General features: G+C 36.2%; 19 protein-coding genes. 16 read left to right on the top strand and 3 right to left on the bottom strand.

Translation table 11 applies throughout. The features are described 5' to 3' along the window. The first annotated feature begins 425 nt into the window (after positions 1-425). The 13 genes from BGP15_RS16775 (at position 426) to BGP15_RS16715 (ending at position 7,365) form a co-directional block, all read left to right on the top strand. Complete coding sequence (locus BGP15_RS16775; protein ID WP_286770207.1) at positions 426-854, top strand: hypothetical protein; 429 nt, start codon at positions 426-428, stop codon at positions 852-854. 29 nt (positions 855-883) lie between these two features. Continuing rightward, positions 884-1,081 carry a hypothetical protein gene (locus BGP15_RS16770; protein ID WP_286770206.1) on the top strand — a complete coding sequence of 66 codons (198 nt, stop codon included), beginning with the start codon at positions 884-886 and terminating at the stop codon, positions 1,079-1,081. A gap of 5 nt (positions 1,082-1,086) precedes the next feature. Further along, positions 1,087-1,506: a hypothetical protein gene (locus BGP15_RS16765; protein ID WP_286770205.1), complete on the top strand. Its 420-nt coding sequence runs from the start codon at positions 1,087-1,089 to the stop codon at positions 1,504-1,506. Positions 1,507-1,536: 30 nt separating this feature from the next. After that, a complete protein-coding gene (locus BGP15_RS16760; protein WP_286770204.1) occupies positions 1,537-1,962 on the top strand; it encodes a hypothetical protein in 426 nt (141 codons plus the stop codon). 27 nt (positions 1,963-1,989) lie between these two features. Further along, entirely contained in the window at positions 1,990-2,187 is a 198-nt protein-coding gene (locus BGP15_RS16755; RefSeq protein ID WP_286770203.1) for a hypothetical protein, read from the top strand. Positions 2,188-2,192: 5 nt separating this feature from the next. Further along, positions 2,193-2,624 carry a hypothetical protein gene (locus BGP15_RS16750; RefSeq protein WP_286770202.1) on the top strand — a complete coding sequence of 144 codons (432 nt, stop codon included), beginning with the start codon at positions 2,193-2,195 and terminating at the stop codon, positions 2,622-2,624. 438 nt (positions 2,625-3,062) lie between these two features. Next, positions 3,063-3,620 (top strand): hypothetical protein, encoded by a 558-nt coding sequence (locus tag BGP15_RS16745; RefSeq protein ID WP_286770201.1) that lies wholly within the window; start codon positions 3,063-3,065, stop codon positions 3,618-3,620. 30 nt (positions 3,621-3,650) lie between these two features. Then, on the top strand, positions 3,651-3,857 hold the full coding sequence (locus tag BGP15_RS16740; RefSeq protein WP_286770200.1) for a hypothetical protein: 207 nt from the start codon (positions 3,651-3,653) through the stop codon (positions 3,855-3,857). A gap of 143 nt (positions 3,858-4,000) precedes the next feature. Beyond that, complete coding sequence (locus tag BGP15_RS16735; protein WP_286770199.1) at positions 4,001-4,591, top strand: hypothetical protein; 591 nt, start codon at positions 4,001-4,003, stop codon at positions 4,589-4,591. A gap of 6 nt (positions 4,592-4,597) precedes the next feature. After that, the gene (locus BGP15_RS16730; RefSeq protein ID WP_286770198.1) at positions 4,598-5,218 is read left to right on the top strand and encodes a hypothetical protein; all 621 of its coding nucleotides are present in this window, start codon (positions 4,598-4,600) and stop codon (positions 5,216-5,218) included. A 76-nt stretch (positions 5,219-5,294) separates the two neighbouring features. Next, complete coding sequence (locus BGP15_RS16725) at positions 5,295-6,188, top strand: hypothetical protein (protein WP_286770197.1); 894 nt, start codon at positions 5,295-5,297, stop codon at positions 6,186-6,188. A gap of 82 nt (positions 6,189-6,270) precedes the next feature. Continuing rightward, the gene (locus BGP15_RS16720; protein WP_286770196.1) at positions 6,271-6,825 is read left to right on the top strand and encodes a hypothetical protein; all 555 of its coding nucleotides are present in this window, start codon (positions 6,271-6,273) and stop codon (positions 6,823-6,825) included. Positions 6,826-7,008: 183 nt separating this feature from the next. Then, positions 7,009-7,365, top strand: coding sequence for a DUF1493 family protein (locus BGP15_RS16715; RefSeq protein ID WP_286770195.1), 357 nt, complete (start codon positions 7,009-7,011; stop codon positions 7,363-7,365). A gap of 1,196 nt (positions 7,366-8,561) precedes the next feature. Here BGP15_RS16715 and BGP15_RS16710 read toward each other — a convergent pair. After that, a complete protein-coding gene (locus BGP15_RS16710) occupies positions 8,562-9,725 on the bottom strand; it encodes a PepSY-associated TM helix domain-containing protein (RefSeq protein WP_286770194.1) in 1,164 nt (387 codons plus the stop codon). 2 nt (positions 9,726-9,727) lie between these two features. Then, the gene (locus tag BGP15_RS16705) at positions 9,728-12,181 is read right to left on the bottom strand and encodes a TonB-dependent receptor (protein WP_286770193.1); all 2,454 of its coding nucleotides are present in this window, start codon (positions 12,179-12,181) and stop codon (positions 9,728-9,730) included. Positions 12,182-12,278: 97 nt separating this feature from the next. Between BGP15_RS16705 and BGP15_RS16700 the strand changes: the two genes are divergently transcribed. The 3 genes from BGP15_RS16700 to BGP15_RS16690 all read left to right on the top strand — a co-directional run bounded on the left by BGP15_RS16700 (position 12,279) and on the right by BGP15_RS16690 (position 14,918). Further along, positions 12,279-13,337 carry a helix-turn-helix domain-containing protein gene (locus tag BGP15_RS16700; protein ID WP_286770192.1) on the top strand — a complete coding sequence of 353 codons (1,059 nt, stop codon included), beginning with the start codon at positions 12,279-12,281 and terminating at the stop codon, positions 13,335-13,337. A 202-nt stretch (positions 13,338-13,539) separates the two neighbouring features. Next, positions 13,540-13,908, top strand: a complete 369-nt coding sequence (locus tag BGP15_RS16695) for a hypothetical protein (RefSeq protein ID WP_286770191.1) — start codon at positions 13,540-13,542, stop codon at positions 13,906-13,908. A 161-nt stretch (positions 13,909-14,069) separates the two neighbouring features. Further along, complete coding sequence (locus BGP15_RS16690; RefSeq protein WP_286770190.1) at positions 14,070-14,918, top strand: hypothetical protein; 849 nt, start codon at positions 14,070-14,072, stop codon at positions 14,916-14,918. A gap of 58 nt (positions 14,919-14,976) precedes the next feature. Here BGP15_RS16690 and BGP15_RS16685 read toward each other — a convergent pair whose 3' ends face one another. Next, positions 14,977-16,014, bottom strand: coding sequence for a leucine-rich repeat domain-containing protein (locus BGP15_RS16685; RefSeq protein ID WP_286770189.1), 1,038 nt, complete (start codon positions 16,012-16,014; stop codon positions 14,977-14,979). Positions 16,015-16,377: the final 363 nt, after the last annotated feature.

The following is a 16,377-nucleotide window of genomic DNA, read 5'->3' as shown; positions in this document are numbered from 1 at the left end:
ATGTATTATATATATGATAAGATAAGGTTTAAAAATGTATTGATAAAGCTGGCTTTAATTAACACTGGTTTATATATACTTCTCTCTTTTATTTTTACGTTGATTTTTTCACTGGGGTCTGTATTTGCCTTTTCTTTTTTCTATGATTTGGTAGTAGCTACTTTTGTCAGTCCATTTATTTTATATACAATACCGAACATAAAAAATTGGTATGCGCAAATCTAATAAGCTACACTTACATGGAGTTCGGTGAATAGCATTGTCTAGTTATCACCCGCCATTGATTTCCCAATAATGATGCGTATTTATAATTTTCTCTGTCAATAAATTTATAAATTTGGTTAAGCAAAAGAGCCATAAAAACCGTTGCATTTTTTATTTTGAGGTATCATTAACAGGGAAGAGTTATTTCAAACAAATTAAAAATGAAAGCAATTTATAGCATACTACTATTATTAACTTTTGGATGTAATGATCCCAATGGATGTGAAGAAACTAAACAATATGCTGAAAGTTCTGAGGCTAATATTATTCTGTTAAAAAAAAATAAACACAAATTTGAAGACTATGTCCTTATTGGAGTTGATCCTAGTACAAAAAGAGATACTGTGCAGCTGCTGCCCGCCAGGTGGTTTGTGAATGTGGAACCTTTATGTGATTTAGGTGATACCATTGTTAAACGGAAAGGTGTTCCTATAATTGAAGTTCATAAAACAAAAATGAAATACGATACCACACGATTTGATATAGAATTAACTTGTACCGATTATCTTGTGAATGGAAAGCCCTTAGATCAATGGAATGAATTTCAGAAAAGTTATAATAATTATAATAATAAGCATCATTCACAGTAAGAATCAATACTCATAAGCCCTTAACTATTTTGAGTAATGGCCTTGTTTACATACTTGCCGAAACTTACGATTTTTCTTTTGGGAGCGGAATTATGGGGACCTATTCAATACCGCTAAGGTCCGACGGCAAAATAGATCCTGACAGGGCACATAAGTTTACCCTGGGTGAAGGCGTTGGTACAGGTTATGGTAAGACTACGACAATTTCATTATTTCAGACAGATTAATAAATATGAAAGTAATATATAGTATACTCATCTTGCTAACTATTGGATGTAATGATTCAAATAGATGTGAAACAACTAAACAATATGCTGAAAGTTTCGAGGCTAATGTTGTTCTTTTAAAAGAACCTAAGATCAAGTATCAGGATTTTATCCTTATTGGTGTTGATCCTAGTACAAAAAGAGATACTGTACAATCGCTGCCAGGTAGGTGGTTTTACCATGTTATACCTTTTTGTGATATAGGTGATACCATTGTTAAACGGAAAGGCGTTCCAATAATTGAAGTTCATAAAACAAAAAAGATGTTCGATACCACTCGGATTGACGTAGAATTAAATTGTATTGATTATTTCATAAACGGAAAAACGATAGAGCAGTGGAATGAATTTGAGGAAAGTTACGGTAATAATATTTATTCAAAGTAAGAGTTAATTCGTTATTTCAAACAAATTAAAATGAAAATAATTTATGGTATCGCATTAATCGCTTTAACAGGATGCACAACGTCTTCTAATGACGGTTGTGAGAAATATATGGAGTATATAAATGGACTTCAGACTAATATAATCCTTCTAAAAAAACCTAAAGTAAAGCTTGAAGACTTTATTCTTATTGGAGTTGATCCTAGTACAAACAGAGATACTGTTCAATTTCTTCCATCCAGATGGTTTGTTCATTTAAAGCCTTTATGTGATTTGGGAGATACTATTGTTAAACGTAGGGGGACTTCTATTATTGAACTTCATAAAACAAGAATGAAATATGATTTGAGACGATTTGATCTTACTTCAACTTGTGGCGATTATTTAATGAATGGGATGTCTTATGATCAATGGAATAAATTTCAGGAAAGTTATGATAAAAAGCATCATTCACAATAAGAATAGATCTTCATAAGCCTATCTATAATGGGTAAGGGCCTTGTTTACTTACCTGGCGAAACTTACGATTTCTCTTTTGGGAGCGGAATTATGGGGACTTATTCAATGCCGCTAAGGTCCGACGGCAAAATAGATCCTGATAGGGCACATAAGTTTTCCCTGGGTAAAGGCGTCGGTGCAGGTTATGGTAAAACTACGACAATTTCATTATCACAGACAAATTAATAAATATGAAAGTAATATATAGTATACTCATCTTGCTAGCTATTGGATGTAGTGATCCAAATAATTGTGAAGAAACTAAACAATATGCTGAAAGTCCCGAGGCTAATATTATTCTTTTAAAAAAACCTAAGATAAAGTTTGAAGATTTTATCCTTATTGGAGTTGATCCTATTACCAAAAGAGATACCGTACAATTACTGCCTGGTAGGTGGTTTTACCAAGTGACTTCTTTTTGTAATTTAGGTGATACCATTGTTAAACGGAAGGGCGTTCCCATTATTGAAGTCCATAAAACAAAAAAGATGTTCGATACCGCTCGGATTGACATAGAATTAACTTGTGACGGTTATCTCATAAATGGAAAAACGGTAAAGCGGTGGAATGAATATGAAGAAAGTTATGGTAATAAGCTGAATAGATCGTATAACTCCCGTTGAAGCTAATTTTAGAGGTGCATTGATTTGTAGCGAAGATCTTTTGATGGAGCTATCAAAAGACTTGATCTCTTATCCCTATGGATTGTATAAGGAAGTGGACTTGTTCTATTCGAATATTGATATCTCACATCGTTAATTGCCTTCCGTGATAAAAGTATTGGATCATCTGAATATCGATTTATTAAGTACGGATGAAAAGCTGCTGCGCAAAGTTGTCTCTGAAAATAAGTCGGATTCTTTTCTATTAAAGCCCTATAGAGGAACTTCCGTATAGGATCTGTCCGAACTATTGAAAAAATAGTAATGAGTACGATGGACAGCTTATGGAAATAGCATGGATAAGTAAGTGCCGCAATTTATTTTAGACCAAGTCAATTTTAAATATGGAAAGTCAGCACAATAAACATCGTAAGAAATAAACTTCCGTAACATAGCATTATGAAAATATTTCTACTTTTAAATATTGCCTTATTAGGTGTTTTATCGTCTTGTCAATCTGTTGAAAAATGTGAAGATCCTATATGTTTAAAAACATCGATTAGAAAAACGGGGAATGATTATCTTGTAAGGTTGGAGTTCAAATCAAAAATGGATACAATATTAAAATTAGATCAGCGAATGTTTGCAACTGGCTGTCCTGATTATTGGGAAGACGCCACCGTATTTTATAAAACGAAGAATCCAGGTGCGTTAAAACATAACCAAATTATTGTTGAAAATACAGACAATAAAATCAGGTTATTGTCAGGACAGTTTTTTCCAGAAGGAATGGATGTACCGGCTGTACTGCCAAACTGCGCATTTTTGGAGGAATTCAAATTGGAATTGAAAAAGGACAGTATTATTTCATATCGATTTACTGTAGGAAAGGACGAATTGAGAGTTTCGACCGCAGATAGGAAGGTGAAATTGCACTTATATCTAAAAAATAAGGGAAATGGGAGAATTATAACGTCAAGCAATTGGATCGAAATAGATTCTTATGATACCGAATAACCCGATAGCATATTATTAAATAAAGACCTCATGACCAATGAAGAATTAATTTCGTCAACTATTTTTTGGAAAAAACATCCAGACATTGACTATTACTATTACAACGAAGAATACGACAAGCTGATTCTATTGCGGATGAATAATTTTCCTGAAGAGCCACTTTATACACTAATCAATGGGCTTGACATCACAGATCTGGAAGATAAACCAACTGGATGGAATTTGGAAAGGCATTAATCCAAGCATAATTATGGAAAGTCAGTGCAATAAACATCGTAATAAATAAACTTCTGTAACATAGCATTATGAAAATATATTTAAAAATGGGCAGCCAGAAATGAAAACAACGAAACAGATTCTACATTTGTTTGCTAGCCAGCATGATAAGTTGCCTGCTGCTTATATCAAGCTGCAATGGACCTGTTGTTGAAAATAACAAGATAGACAGCGCATCTAGGACAGACAGTGCTTATATAAAAGTTATCTTTGAAAATGGACTTATCCAAGATGACAAATTTAGCTTTTCAACTTTTCAACAAAATATATTTGATTACGATGCTGTTGCAAAGGTCCATGATAAACTATTAGATAGTGCCGAATGGAACAAGTTGTATAAAACGATATTAAATAAATATCGAACCCAGGGAGATACCGTTAATCACGATGACAATAAAATGTATCCCTATGGCGATTATAAAATTTACCTGATTACTTCTAAAGACGATATCTTGTTAATTAATAATGATAACGATATTTTTTATAAGGGCAAAAACGGCATCGTCACGTTTCAGGATAAGGATTTTGGAGATAAAATCAGATCGCTGATTGACTATTACAATTATTTTGAAAAGGTCGACCTGATCTATTTATCTGGAAATTCAGCATTTTTGGATAAACATAAATATAAGGCCATAAAAAATTCATCAGATCCACCAAAAACTTATTGTGAAGTCGATGTAAAATATAAATAGGAGCGTATGGGATTACGATTGTTACTACTAGTTTGTTTATCAGCTTTTTTTTGTAGTTGTCATTCTGACAACAAGAAAGCGGCTTCAATAGATCCTCGTCCTAATGAAGTTAGCTTTTCTAGAGAAGACGCAGACATATTGGACAAATCCGCAAGCATTAGGACGTTTGTTTTAAGCGATAGTAGTGAATTTTTTTACGATCGAAATGATCTACTTTTTGTATACGGAAAAACAAAAGAGAATAGACTTTTTATGGGGCGCTTACTGTGGTTTAGAAACTATTTTAAGGAAAATATGGATACCGAGATAAGTTTTTCTCAATTTCTTAATAATCTTTTAACGAATCCGCAAGATGAAGCTTTTATAGCCGAAATAGTTGATAAATATGGGATTTTTAATCAAGATCCGGAAGTATTAAAATACGTTGAACAACCTATTTCAGAAGCTATTGAACGATTTACGTCCCGTATTCCTGGATCGGTTATCTTTCGCTTGAAAGATGAGTTTCTCAGTCCTCTTGATACAAAATATTCTATCGCTTATCTGTTCTATTTAAAAGGTTTTTCACTTGATGAAGATGATTATGAACCGAATAGTTTTTTTGTTCCGTTGAATAAAAATAATTGATTTAAATGATAAGGTCAGTCTTGGAGATGGGACTTTATAACCTTAATCTTATTTGTAGAATAACCGAGAGTAAAGCATGTATAGCATAATAAATCGTTTTTTGCTCATTTTTAGTGTATTTATGGGTATGTTCATCGTATCCTGCACCGGAAATAATGAAAGACTATCAATAGAAAATATACAGGGGAGTTGGGTTTTCGATACGGCAAGCCTACCGGATATTGGTTCGGGAAGAGTGATTTCAAAAATCCGAGATAATTGTGGTTTTGAATTTCGTATGGATTCGTGTAATATGAGCTGTGCATTTTATCGAAAAAGCGAGTCGAATGTTTGCGATGGTATGACGACAGGATTCCGTACCAATTTTGATATTAAAAAAGATTCTTTACGGATTTGGGATGTGGAACGAAAGAGCTGGCATATCTACCTGATAAAAAATCTGACAAAAGACAGCCTGATATTATTTGATCAAAATATGAACTATGATGTCGCATATTGCAGACCTTCGAGTTCAAAAAATAATAGTTTTGATGGAATATTTTTTTCTAAAGTATTTGTAGGTGTTGGGTACACATGTGTTGATGAATCATTATATTTTGACAGACAAGGCAATTACTATTATCAAAATAGTCAGGAAGAACTTTCAGCTTATCGATTTAATCAGAAAATGGTTGATCGTATATTTCATGCATACGATCGTTTGGATGTCGGCTCTTTAAAGTCTGAATATATTGGCGGAGGCACAGGCCCATCTTTACACTATTCCATATCATTTATTAGAAACGGTACAGTAATCAAACGTGTAATAGATCATCAAAATACGGGCCCTGATGAGCTTTTGCAGGCTTACATAGTGATGATTAGTAACTTAAAGAAATATAAGGCAGAAAAAGTTAATGTCAATCACAAACTGTCGAAATTAGCTCGAGAAGAGAGCCAGATTTTCTATCAAAAGATGGGGTTCAAATAGTTGAATTTTTTGGTTAGGTTCGTTAATAGAGCACTATAGTGTAATTAGGGCTTGATTTTAGTCAAATTAGTTGTCGGAAGTTATGCAAATGAAGTTAGACTTGAAGCAGCAACTAGGTCTGCTGAAAAATTATTTTACCGATCAGGAATGTAATGGGACAATCAAACAAAAGTTCCAAGGGTATTTATTTATGTTGGTCTTTTTTCTGCTGGGCTGTTCCCAAGATCCTAAATTTGATAATACGGTGATGCGAGAATTTCAGCAATGTAAGACAAATAATGGATGCGTTCTGAATATGGATAAAGCGTTTGAATTTGATTGGGACACCGTCTATTATTTTAGTGGAAAGTATTCTTTAGATGAAATAAATGAAATTTTAGGTTTTAATTTAAGGAATTATAAAGATGTTGGTGCTCGTTTAATTTTTGTTTACAAGGGTAGGGATGTCTATTCTTATGAGTGGTTTCCGTCTCATGAAAATTTAAATGAAGATGTATATCTGCTAACAGATTTGGACTTTTTCAAGGTGGATCGGCATAATGCGAAATTTAACCTTGAAAAAATTGATCATACAATTTTTGTTGAGCATTCCCCTTTTAGGAATGCAAGGGCCGAATTGTTGAAAATTAAAAATTAATAACTATGCTGAGAGTGATAAGTTGATGTTGTGCTTTATTTGGATTACCTGATAAAGAAATATACCAGAGCGAAAAGCTAAATATAAAAAACCTCATTTTAGCACTTACCTTCGGTATTTTGATGTTTTTGCTTTGGTTCCGAGTCATAGGATAATTATTATGATAATTTTACGGTTTGTTATATGAAAACTGTTTACGGAGACGTAGAACGATCCGTGACGTTAACGCGAAATATTATGCATAATAAATGGATTAACTTTCTGGAACGACATTTAGGTAAACATGAAATAGCCGGTCTGTCGGATGAGATGGAGATTGAGGGGGATTTAGGTATTTCCGGAGAGGATGGCTATGAATTTTTCGAAGACTTTTGTACAACTTTTAATATTAAGACCAATGGTAACAAAGCGGATGATTTTTTTCATCCAGAGCCGTCTTTTGATATTTTTAACTTATTGTTTTTGAAAAGGGATGTGGGCCAGAAGAAAAAGCTTACCATAGGAATGCTTAAGAATATTATTGTACAGGGATCTTTTTAAGTATTTTAAGGAAGAAGGCTCGTATTCTTCGAATATTGATATTTCATCGAGTGAACTTCCGTTCGTTTTAAAAGTATTGGATCGTTCGCGTATTTTCGGATGTAATATGGGCTGAAGGTGTAATCCATTGAATGAAACTAATGTAACAAGGCCAATGCTGATAGACAAGCTTTGGTTACTAAACCTATTCGGTGATTGAATGATCGGAGAGGGGCCAGTTTAAATGAAAGAATAAATTTAGTTGTTGGCACAATACAAAAGCATTAGAAAATGAAAACATTAACATATTTATTTCTCAGCATAGCCATGGCTATACTTTGCGGAAGTTCTATATATAGTCAGGTCTATAATCGATATGTAGTAAAAGCATTCAGTAAAAGTTGTTCACTTTCAGACGGAGTACCTATTGAAGGATACAAGCTCTGTTTAATTCCTAAAAATAAGAACGAATTGCCTATTGTGACGTGAGAATATAGTAATGGCATTTGGTTTAATGAATTTAGCGATGAGGAAAAAATAGCGATATTAGAGGAATTACTAAGTTTTGAAGGCGATACTTCTATTTGTTCAAAAAAGGTTTGTAACTATGGTTCAAAGAAGTTTAAAAGGCCTAAAACTATAGTTTACACTACTCAAATAGATGCATTATACCTATTTACTAATTTAGTAGTTTCTTCTTATGCTCCAAATTATTGCCCTTTTCCTGTATTATTTGATAGAAAAGAGAAAAAAGAAATTAATGATTGCCAGCAAAAGGTTAGTCAAGTTTTTAAGATCTACCGAGAATGGTTAATGGGACTGAGAATAAATGGAATAAAAAAGTTCAAAGTTCCTCTTAATGATGGAAAATACGAATGGTTTAGCAATCAAGCAACCGTATTTGGATATTATAAACCTGATTTTTGGATAAATGGAATCTATCCATCGGGAAGAATCACAGGAGTTTGCGTAGAATAGAAAATGGATGGACATTTCAGTCCTTGAAATCATAGGTTCTCATCGCGTATTGATTGCAATAATGGAAATTAGAAACAGTCAAAATGGTAAGTCTTCACAATAGACATCGTAAGAAATAAGCTTTCGTAATATAGTATTATGAAAATATATTTAAAAATGAGAAGTCAGAAATGAAAAAAGCGAAACAGATTCCATATAGTTTGCTAGCCAGAATGACGAGTTGTCTGGAAAACGGTATGTTATAAGAGCGATTTCTTCTTTTTAAATTTTCTGCCATACCAAATGTAGAATCCTGTGACTGGCAAGGACGCACAGATTAAACTAGTCACAAATGCAATCCACATGCCTGTTAGCCCAGCTATTTTTCCGACATGAATATCATAATTGGAGTTTCGCCATTTCATGCCCAGCGTTTTATCATTTTGTAGGCGTTTGTAGTATCCACTTCCATTTCGAAGGTCATAGGCATAGGCATCGGAGGCCGACCACCAGGTATTTCCTTTTGTATAGATATTTACGTTAGCTTGACTGGCTTCAGGAACCAAACTGATAAAAGCGCCCTGATGTGTACTGTACTTTTTCAAAACGTCAGACCATATCAGGTCTAAAGGTGCTATACGCGATTCTGGCACCACGCTGCCTTGAATTTTTGGTTCTTCTATTTTCGTATTGGGCCGCTTACCGTCCATAAGCCAGTAGATGCTTGTTTCCCACCACTTGAAGGACCAGACCAAACCGGTTGATGCAATGACCATCGCGATTAAAAATGCATAAAAGCCAAGTACTTGATGAAGATCATAATTGAGACGTTTCCACTTCGCGCTAAAATCTATTTTTAACCGCTTTACAGCTACCTTCCGGTTTTTTGGCCACCACAGGAAAAGTCCCGAAATTAGCGTAATGATAAACAGCAGGACGCTGCTCCCTACGATCGTGCTCCCTACGTCGCGCCGGAGATAAAGAAATTGGTGGATCTGCCTTACAATCCAGAAGAAGTTTGTCTCAACGTCTATTTTTCCTAAAACGCGCCCGCTGTAGGGATCTACAAAAATACGGTCCCAATAGATGATTTCTCTATTTACAAATATACCCACGATATCATTTTTAGGACGACGTTTAAGGGATTCAAAAATATAGGCTTCCTGATGGTCAGCTGTGGTCGGTATACGAATAATATTAATGGGATGTGCCGCGACTTGCTGTGCATTGGCTTTCAATAGCGAAAGAGGAAGAGTGCTTGTTTTTTCAGGTACATCTACCTTTACGTAGCTGGGATGAAATAATGCAAACAGTTCTTTCTCAAAGACAAAGATCGCCCCTGTAATGCTCACGATAAAAACCACCAGACCGGATAATAGTCCGATCCAGCGGTGTAAAAACAAGATCATGTTTTTTACTTTCATGATTAAAAGGTATAGCCTAGGGTAAATAGGAAATTACGTGGTGCACCTGGGAATAGACGAATATAATCGTAACCTCCGACCCAATGTGTTTTGTTGGTAATATTATTAAAGTTGGCCTGCAATTGTACTTTTCCAATGGTATAATATAATGCTGCGTTCAGTAAACTGTAAGAAGGAATTGTCTGGTTCTGGTTAAGGGAAAGGTTTCGCTTATCCACATAGTTGGCCCCGACGCCGATTCCCAAGCCTTTTGCTTTTCCGGAAGGAATGGAGAATCTGGTCCAGATGTTTGCCGTATTTTGAGGTGCATTTGGTTTTTGTCTGTTCAGTTCTTCATTATTTCCACCTTCGGTAATCTTGGCGTCATTGTAGGCATAGGAAGCAATAACACTCCAGTGCGGGAGAATTTGGCCCTGAATATCAAACTCTATCCCTTTAGATCTTTCTTTTCCGATTTGTTCCATTAAATCTGCATTTTCGGCAGTGGGGGCGGGGTAAAGCGTATTCTTCTGATTGATCTGATAGATAGCTGTACTTGCCTGGAGTTTTCCGTCCAACCAGGCTGTTTTTAACCCAAATTCAGTCATGTCATTTTCGAGTGGATCAAATGGACCTCCGGCATTAGGGTTTGCCAGTGCCGAAGCTGTCTGCGGATTATAGCCTTTTACGTAAGTTCCATATAGATTGATCTGTGGGTTGATGGTGTAAACTGCTCCAAAGCGCGGCAGTATAACATCTTGATGAACATTCTCCGACTGATCTGTTTTATAATTGGCGATATCCTTGTAATTCTCATACCTAAGCCCCAGCAATAACTGGATAGGGCCCAGAGTGAGCTGATCCTGCAGATAAACTGCATTCAGATGATAATACGTCGGTGCAACCAGTGTCGATGCATAAAAATATTTGCTGCCATCTTGCAACTGCTGGCTTTTCAATGGATTGCTGAGATCAAAACTGGAAACATTGGGTACTGGGTTGCCATTTTTGTCGAGCAGATAATCGCCTATTTTTTTTGGGTCAAATCGTGCAATGGTTCCTGTATTGTCTTTATTTCTGTAGCCACTTGCTGTCAGCTGTGAACCACCCACCGGTAATACCTCTTGTGCATAGTCATAACCGGCAATGAGTTTATGTGCGAGCCTACCCGTGTTGACATTGTAATTGAAGAAAGCGGTGATGTTATCAACAAATCTTTTTCTGTTTCGGATGAAAACCTGTCTTGCCACCATATTTTCAATATTGGCTCCTTTCCCGTCCACAGCATAGGCATTGGCTGATCGATGTTCAGAAAGGTCTTCTGCATAGCCTGTTTTCATGTAGGAAGCATTAAAGCTCAACTTCTCATTGAAACGGTGATTCAGGGAAGCGGTCACCATATAGGTCTGCTCATTCAGAAAATCATTGGCCGTACTCATGGATTGGCTTATAGGTGTCGAATAGAGATCGCCGTTGGCAAAGACGGATTGCCCTCTATCGAGCCTTGATTTCGAATCATTATAGACCATATCAAAATTGATACGGGTATTTTCTGAAGGAATAAAGGAAAATGAAGGTGCCAGGACCAAGTTTTTGTCGAACTGTAAATCCCTAAAACTTTGTGCATTTTCATAGCCAATGTTGAGGCGGTACAACAGGGTTTTATCGGTAGTCATAGGGCCCGTAAAGTCGGCAAGCGCCCGCAGGTTGTTGAAACTTCCCACAGAAAATTGCAACGATTTGCGTGCCTCATCAAGTGGTTTTTTTGTAACACGATTGACAACACCGCCAGGGCTGGCATTACCAAACAGTGCCGAAGAGGGACCTTTTAATACTTCTACCCGTTCCAGATAATTGGCTAGGGGCTGTTTCCAAAATCCTGTTGTTGTACGCATACCATTAACCAGCTGGGTATTGGATCCGCCGTTGATCCGAAAACCGCGTATCGTAATATCATCATAGAAGGTAAATTGGTTAACACCACTGAAATTTTTGACAATTTCACCTACGCGCATCAGTCCTTGGTCTGCGATTAGCTCTTTTGTCGCATACGAAACAGACTGCGGGAGGTCGCGCAATTTAGTTTCGGTCTTACTTCCGATAAAAGACTGTGTGTTCCGATAGGATTTTTCCTTGCGCCCGTAGATTTCCACGGTTTGTAAAGACTCCTCTTCACGGGACATCGGAAATGACAAGGTCGTCGGATGTGCTGGGTCTATTGATATCTTCTGTTTAATGGTTTTGTAACCGATTGCATTAATTCGGATATCATAAGTTCCTTTGGCTAATGTAGACAATATAAATTGGCCACGATTGTCTGTTGCGGTATGCTGGTTAGTTTTAAGTACAGATATCGTAGCGCCAGCTAGTGGCGTATTATATTCATCTAGAACTGTTCCATTGAGAAGCTGTTTTTCTTGCGCTTGTGTGAGTTGTAGACTCCATATCGCTGCGACGAGCATAGGTAATTTTCGCATCTTATTTAAATTTAATCTTAATAAGCGTCAAAATTCGATGATTAAACTTATATTTGTGGGAGAAAAAATATGCAATTCGGGAATTTTATAGATTGGCATGTCTTCAGATAGTTTAGAAAAAGTCCTTTCCAATAATGCCTATCTGGGTGAATCATGGTCGCCCGATGAACAGGTGGAGCGGGAAATGGCAGATACACCGCCCATTTATTCGTTTGATATCCGAACCTTTATGCATCATCCTTTTCAATTTCGGAAAAAATCATTGAAGCAGTATTCTTCGCAAATGGAAGTCTCCGAGATCGTAGTACCTCAGGGAATTCACATGATGCATGGCGAATTAACATCTGATAGCGACGGTTATATCTGTATCGAGAATGCGGTCCCTTATATTCATGTTTTTTTTGCTTTAAATAGCGACAGACAGTATTATGTAGATGGAAATCTACTGGGAAATTCTTCACCTGGCCATGTTCAGTGTTATCTGTTTGCAGGACCTCGGATAGTAGGGCTATGGCATCATCGGCCTGCGGAAAGTTTTGTTGAAGTCAATATTCCGGTCTCCTTATTCGAGTCATTTTTGACACAGGAAAGCCCTTTTCTGGCCAAGCTTCATAAGCTTTTAGAATCGTCGCGGTCGGGCATCCTGTTTGACGATTCAATCTTGTTAAGCGTACAGCAAAGGAGGATTATAGCCGAATTGATTGATCTGGAGCTTGATAAAGAATGGAAGCATCTATTTTGTTTTAGCAAGATTCTTGAGTTGTTGGCACGGACATTTGATCAGCATAAACTAAGTAATAGGGCGCACCGTACGGCTAATAATATGAGTTCCGAGATGAAAAAACTCATGGCCAGGGCAAAAAAAATAATTGAAAGCAGATTAACGGAGCCGCCTTCTTTATCGCAATTGTCTGCTGAATTGGGAACGAATGAAAACTATTTGAAAAAATATTTCAAACTTTGCTACGGGACCACTATTTATGGCTACGTTACTAAGGTTAGAATGCAAAAAGCCAGAAGATTACTTGCTCAGGGAGATCGCCCAGTAAATGAAATTTCACGATTTTTAGGCTATAATAATCCTGCGCATTTTTCGGCTAGTTTTAAGAAACATTTTGGGGTGAAACCAAAGGCTATACAGCGTTCTTCTTTATAAATTACCAGCTAATGGCGAAATTTATAAAACCGATATTGATCGGGGAAAACAAACTTCTTTCTGCTTTTATTTTTGTCTTCTTATGAATACTTCCCTTGACGAGGATAATTATAAGCCGAATAGTTTTTGTTCCGTTGAACGAAAATAATTAACTGATACAGATATAGTTTTGGATGATATTTTGTAAAAAAGTAAGAAGGTTATGAAATTTAAAGTTCGATTTCCTGCTCCTTATCAAGTTATCGATGTATATGATGATAACCTTGACGTCAATATTATTTTGGAGAATGATGATGTTTATTTTGGAACATTGTTTACGTTGACTAATATCGCTAAACTGATGGAGAAAAATCGTGAAATTTATTTTTGGTCTACAGATATGCTTATTGTAAAAGAGCTTTCTTATCAGGGGATTCATGCAGCTCTCCAAGCTATATTAAATGAGGGCTATTTTAACTCAGTTTTCAGTAAGATAGGTGTGGTCAACGATATTTATTCGCATTTGGAGTGGAAAGATTTTTCGGATGTAGTATCGGAGATAAAGGAGCAATTCATTGAACGAAACAAATGAAACAGGGCGCAATGCTGCTAGATGGGCTTTGTTATTTACTTCAGGTGGCCCTGTAGAAAAGAGAGTATTTATGTTTAATAATGATTTATCTACATTAACGCGGTAAAAGATGAAGAAAATGATGCTAATAATTTTAAGTTTTTTTGTTTGCTTTATAGTATATGGCCAAAGTAATGACGAATATAAGAGAATGGTTGAAATCCGCCGAGGGGTATGTCGGTTCAATTAAAATGGGGGAAATAATGAGATTAACTGCGTTTATTTGCATGGTCGTATTAATTTTTACAGTTTCTTGTAATAGAACCTCTAAAGACCATGTTTTGGTTAAGGCTATAACAGTCAATAGTGATATGTTTGGTGCTGCAGATTACGTTGTTGAAATACGAGAAGATTCCTCATATCGGGTAATTGACTACTCTATAGGTCTTAATTCTGTTACGTTGGAATTAATCGATCCTAAAGAAAATCCGCTATTGTTGGCAGAGAATACTGTTACGGGTAAAACTAGAATAGATGGAAATACTTTCTTCTTTACTCCCGGTTTTAAACAGGTTGATAAGGCTTCATTACGAAATGGCTTTATGGACTTATATATAGGGGATAGTTTCTTTAGGAGACTACGGTTACAAAAAGGGAACACGTATAGTACGAATTATTTCGATCAAAAGAGGTTTCATGATTATGCAATTTTCAATGCTCCAAAGGATTCTGTTTTTGATAATAGTTATAATCTGAATCAAAGAGATTTAATTTTTATTGATTCTGTTCTAACATCAATTTTGAAAAATAAAGATGGTAATAGTGCATTTTACAAACAATTGAAAGTTTATAGTAATTCGGATAGTGTACTTGTTGACGTAAATATCTTCTTAAAGAATAATAAATCTCTTAAGGATTTTTTTAGGTACTATCCTATAATTTCTTTTGATTCGCCCACATATGAAGGAAACTATGGGAAATTAGAAATTAATCTTTCAAAACGCACTTCTTCAAAATTTTCGCTGAATTAAGAATATGAAAACTAGTAAGTAAGCCCAAAAATTATCTTTTGGGCTTACTTAAAAGGGTTTAATCATTCATCTCATCATAATAGACATCCGTCTTGCTCAGGATTTGCTGTACCTGCTCGTACTGTTTTTTGCTAAGCCCTGTATCGTTCAAAAAGAAGAGACCGCTCCATTTTATTTTTTTGACAGAAGCCAAAAACGGTTCCCATTGCAGGGGATTATTTGTAAATGGTACAAACACCAGTTTGGGATTATTGTACAATGCGGCAGGGAAGCTTGTAAATTGATTGAAAGAAAAATTGGCTTTTTCTAGTTTTTTTAATGTAGCAATAGATTTTGGCAGTGTCGATAGCCCCGCATGTTCTATGCCGAGTTCTTTTAGTTCGGGCAACTGCTCAAATAGATCGGGCATATCTGTCAGCTTGGACTCCCCTTTGTAATTGCCCGAAAGGTATAGGAAAGACAGCTTGTTCAAACTAAAAATTTCTTTGGGAAAAGTGCTGAACAGATTCCCGTTGAGCCCGAGCTGTTTTAAGTTTTTGAGTTGTGCAAAGGATGCCGGCAGACTCCTCAATGGATTATTGCAGTCGAATTCTTCCAGCGCTGTCAGATTGGAAATACTTTCCGGAAGTACACTGAGATTATTTCTGCTTAACGCAATCTTTTTAAGTTTAGGATGGGCGGCTGTGACTTCAGGAAATGTGCTGATGTCTAGATTGCTAATTTCCAGTGACTCCATTTGATTGCCTTCGTCCATAATCTTTTGCAGGATTTCGCTGCTGAGCTTCTTTCCAGAGATGGAAGAACCCAGGAATAAGGTTTTTACCTGAGCTAGGTCTGTGTTTACTAATTCCTCCAGGTTCTCCAGATTGAGTTCTTGCCCATCCGTCTTTTTGATGCGCACCTGATCAGCAGCCCGCATGGGCATGGATATCATAGCCGCAGGCATGCTTTCCGAAGTACCCGCCTGTTCGATCACCTTTGGTGGCTCGGGGATAGGTTTCACCACGGGTGGTGGACCCTGTTTCTTCTTTTTCTTCTGTGCCGAAACGGTTAACGTAAGTAAGGATAGACTGAATACGATAATAAATTTTTTCATGTGGATCGGCTTTTTATTTATACAAATATGTAAATCTCAATTAAGCAATTATTCGTCCAATTTATATCCGCCTAGTGATGGTTTACGATTCGTCCATTCTTTCCTAAAATTCGATCTGTTTCAGTTTAGGGCGAACAATGTGATCAATTAAGATCCAAGTAGCACACTTTTTGAAAGGTCATAGGTTGACTTTTTCTGCTAAATTATTGCGTGTAAACGTAGCCCGAAAAAAGTTTAGTTCATACGATGTAACGGAATAAACGTATCTTTGACAATCCTAATATGGAAAATAAGTAATTAGCGTTTCCCCTATTTAAAAGTATTGGCTGAATTGAAAAGATCTCTTTTTTTGATGGTTTATTG

Source organism: Sphingobacterium sp. 40-24, assembly GCF_001899705.1.
GTDB lineage: Bacteria > Bacteroidota > Bacteroidia > Sphingobacteriales > Sphingobacteriaceae > Sphingobacterium > Sphingobacterium multivorum.
The sequence above is the reverse complement of the archived record's forward strand: the minus strand, read 5'-3'. Positions and strand labels throughout refer to the sequence as shown.

Bases quoted from the DNA above. Each gene is read 5' to 3' on its own strand.
- BGP15_RS16775 (WP_286770207.1), top strand. From the start codon at position 426: ATGAAAGCAATTTATAGCATACTACTATTATTAACTTTTGGATGTAAT.
- BGP15_RS16685 (WP_286770189.1), bottom strand. From the start codon at position 16,014: ATGAAAAAATTTATTATCGTATTCAGTCTATCCTTACTTACGTTAACC.
- BGP15_RS16730 (WP_286770198.1), top strand. From the start codon at position 4,598: ATGGGATTACGATTGTTACTACTAGTTTGTTTATCAGCTTTTTTTTGT.
- BGP15_RS16735 (WP_286770199.1), top strand. From the start codon at position 4,001: ATGATAAGTTGCCTGCTGCTTATATCAAGCTGCAATGGACCTGTTGTT.
- BGP15_RS16725 (WP_286770197.1), top strand. From the start codon at position 5,295: ATGTATAGCATAATAAATCGTTTTTTGCTCATTTTTAGTGTATTTATG.
- BGP15_RS16695 (WP_286770191.1), top strand. From the start codon at position 13,540: ATGAAATTTAAAGTTCGATTTCCTGCTCCTTATCAAGTTATCGATGTA.
- BGP15_RS16750 (WP_286770202.1), top strand. From the start codon at position 2,193: ATGAAAGTAATATATAGTATACTCATCTTGCTAGCTATTGGATGTAGT.
- BGP15_RS16765 (WP_286770205.1), top strand. From the start codon at position 1,087: ATGAAAGTAATATATAGTATACTCATCTTGCTAACTATTGGATGTAAT.
- BGP15_RS16705 (WP_286770193.1), bottom strand. From the start codon at position 12,181: ATGCGAAAATTACCTATGCTCGTCGCAGCGATATGGAGTCTACAACTC.
- BGP15_RS16715 (WP_286770195.1), top strand. From the start codon at position 7,009: ATGAAAACTGTTTACGGAGACGTAGAACGATCCGTGACGTTAACGCGA.
- BGP15_RS16745 (WP_286770201.1), top strand. From the start codon at position 3,063: ATGAAAATATTTCTACTTTTAAATATTGCCTTATTAGGTGTTTTATCG.
- BGP15_RS16690 (WP_286770190.1), top strand. From the start codon at position 14,070: ATGGCCAAAGTAATGACGAATATAAGAGAATGGTTGAAATCCGCCGAG.
- BGP15_RS16760 (WP_286770204.1), top strand. From the start codon at position 1,537: ATGAAAATAATTTATGGTATCGCATTAATCGCTTTAACAGGATGCACA.
- BGP15_RS16755 (WP_286770203.1), top strand. From the start codon at position 1,990: ATGGGTAAGGGCCTTGTTTACTTACCTGGCGAAACTTACGATTTCTCT.
- BGP15_RS16720 (WP_286770196.1), top strand. From the start codon at position 6,271: ATGCAAATGAAGTTAGACTTGAAGCAGCAACTAGGTCTGCTGAAAAAT.
- BGP15_RS16710 (WP_286770194.1), bottom strand. From the start codon at position 9,725: ATGAAAGTAAAAAACATGATCTTGTTTTTACACCGCTGGATCGGACTA.
- BGP15_RS16700 (WP_286770192.1), top strand. From the start codon at position 12,279: ATGTCTTCAGATAGTTTAGAAAAAGTCCTTTCCAATAATGCCTATCTG.
- BGP15_RS16740 (WP_286770200.1), top strand. From the start codon at position 3,651: ATGACCAATGAAGAATTAATTTCGTCAACTATTTTTTGGAAAAAACAT.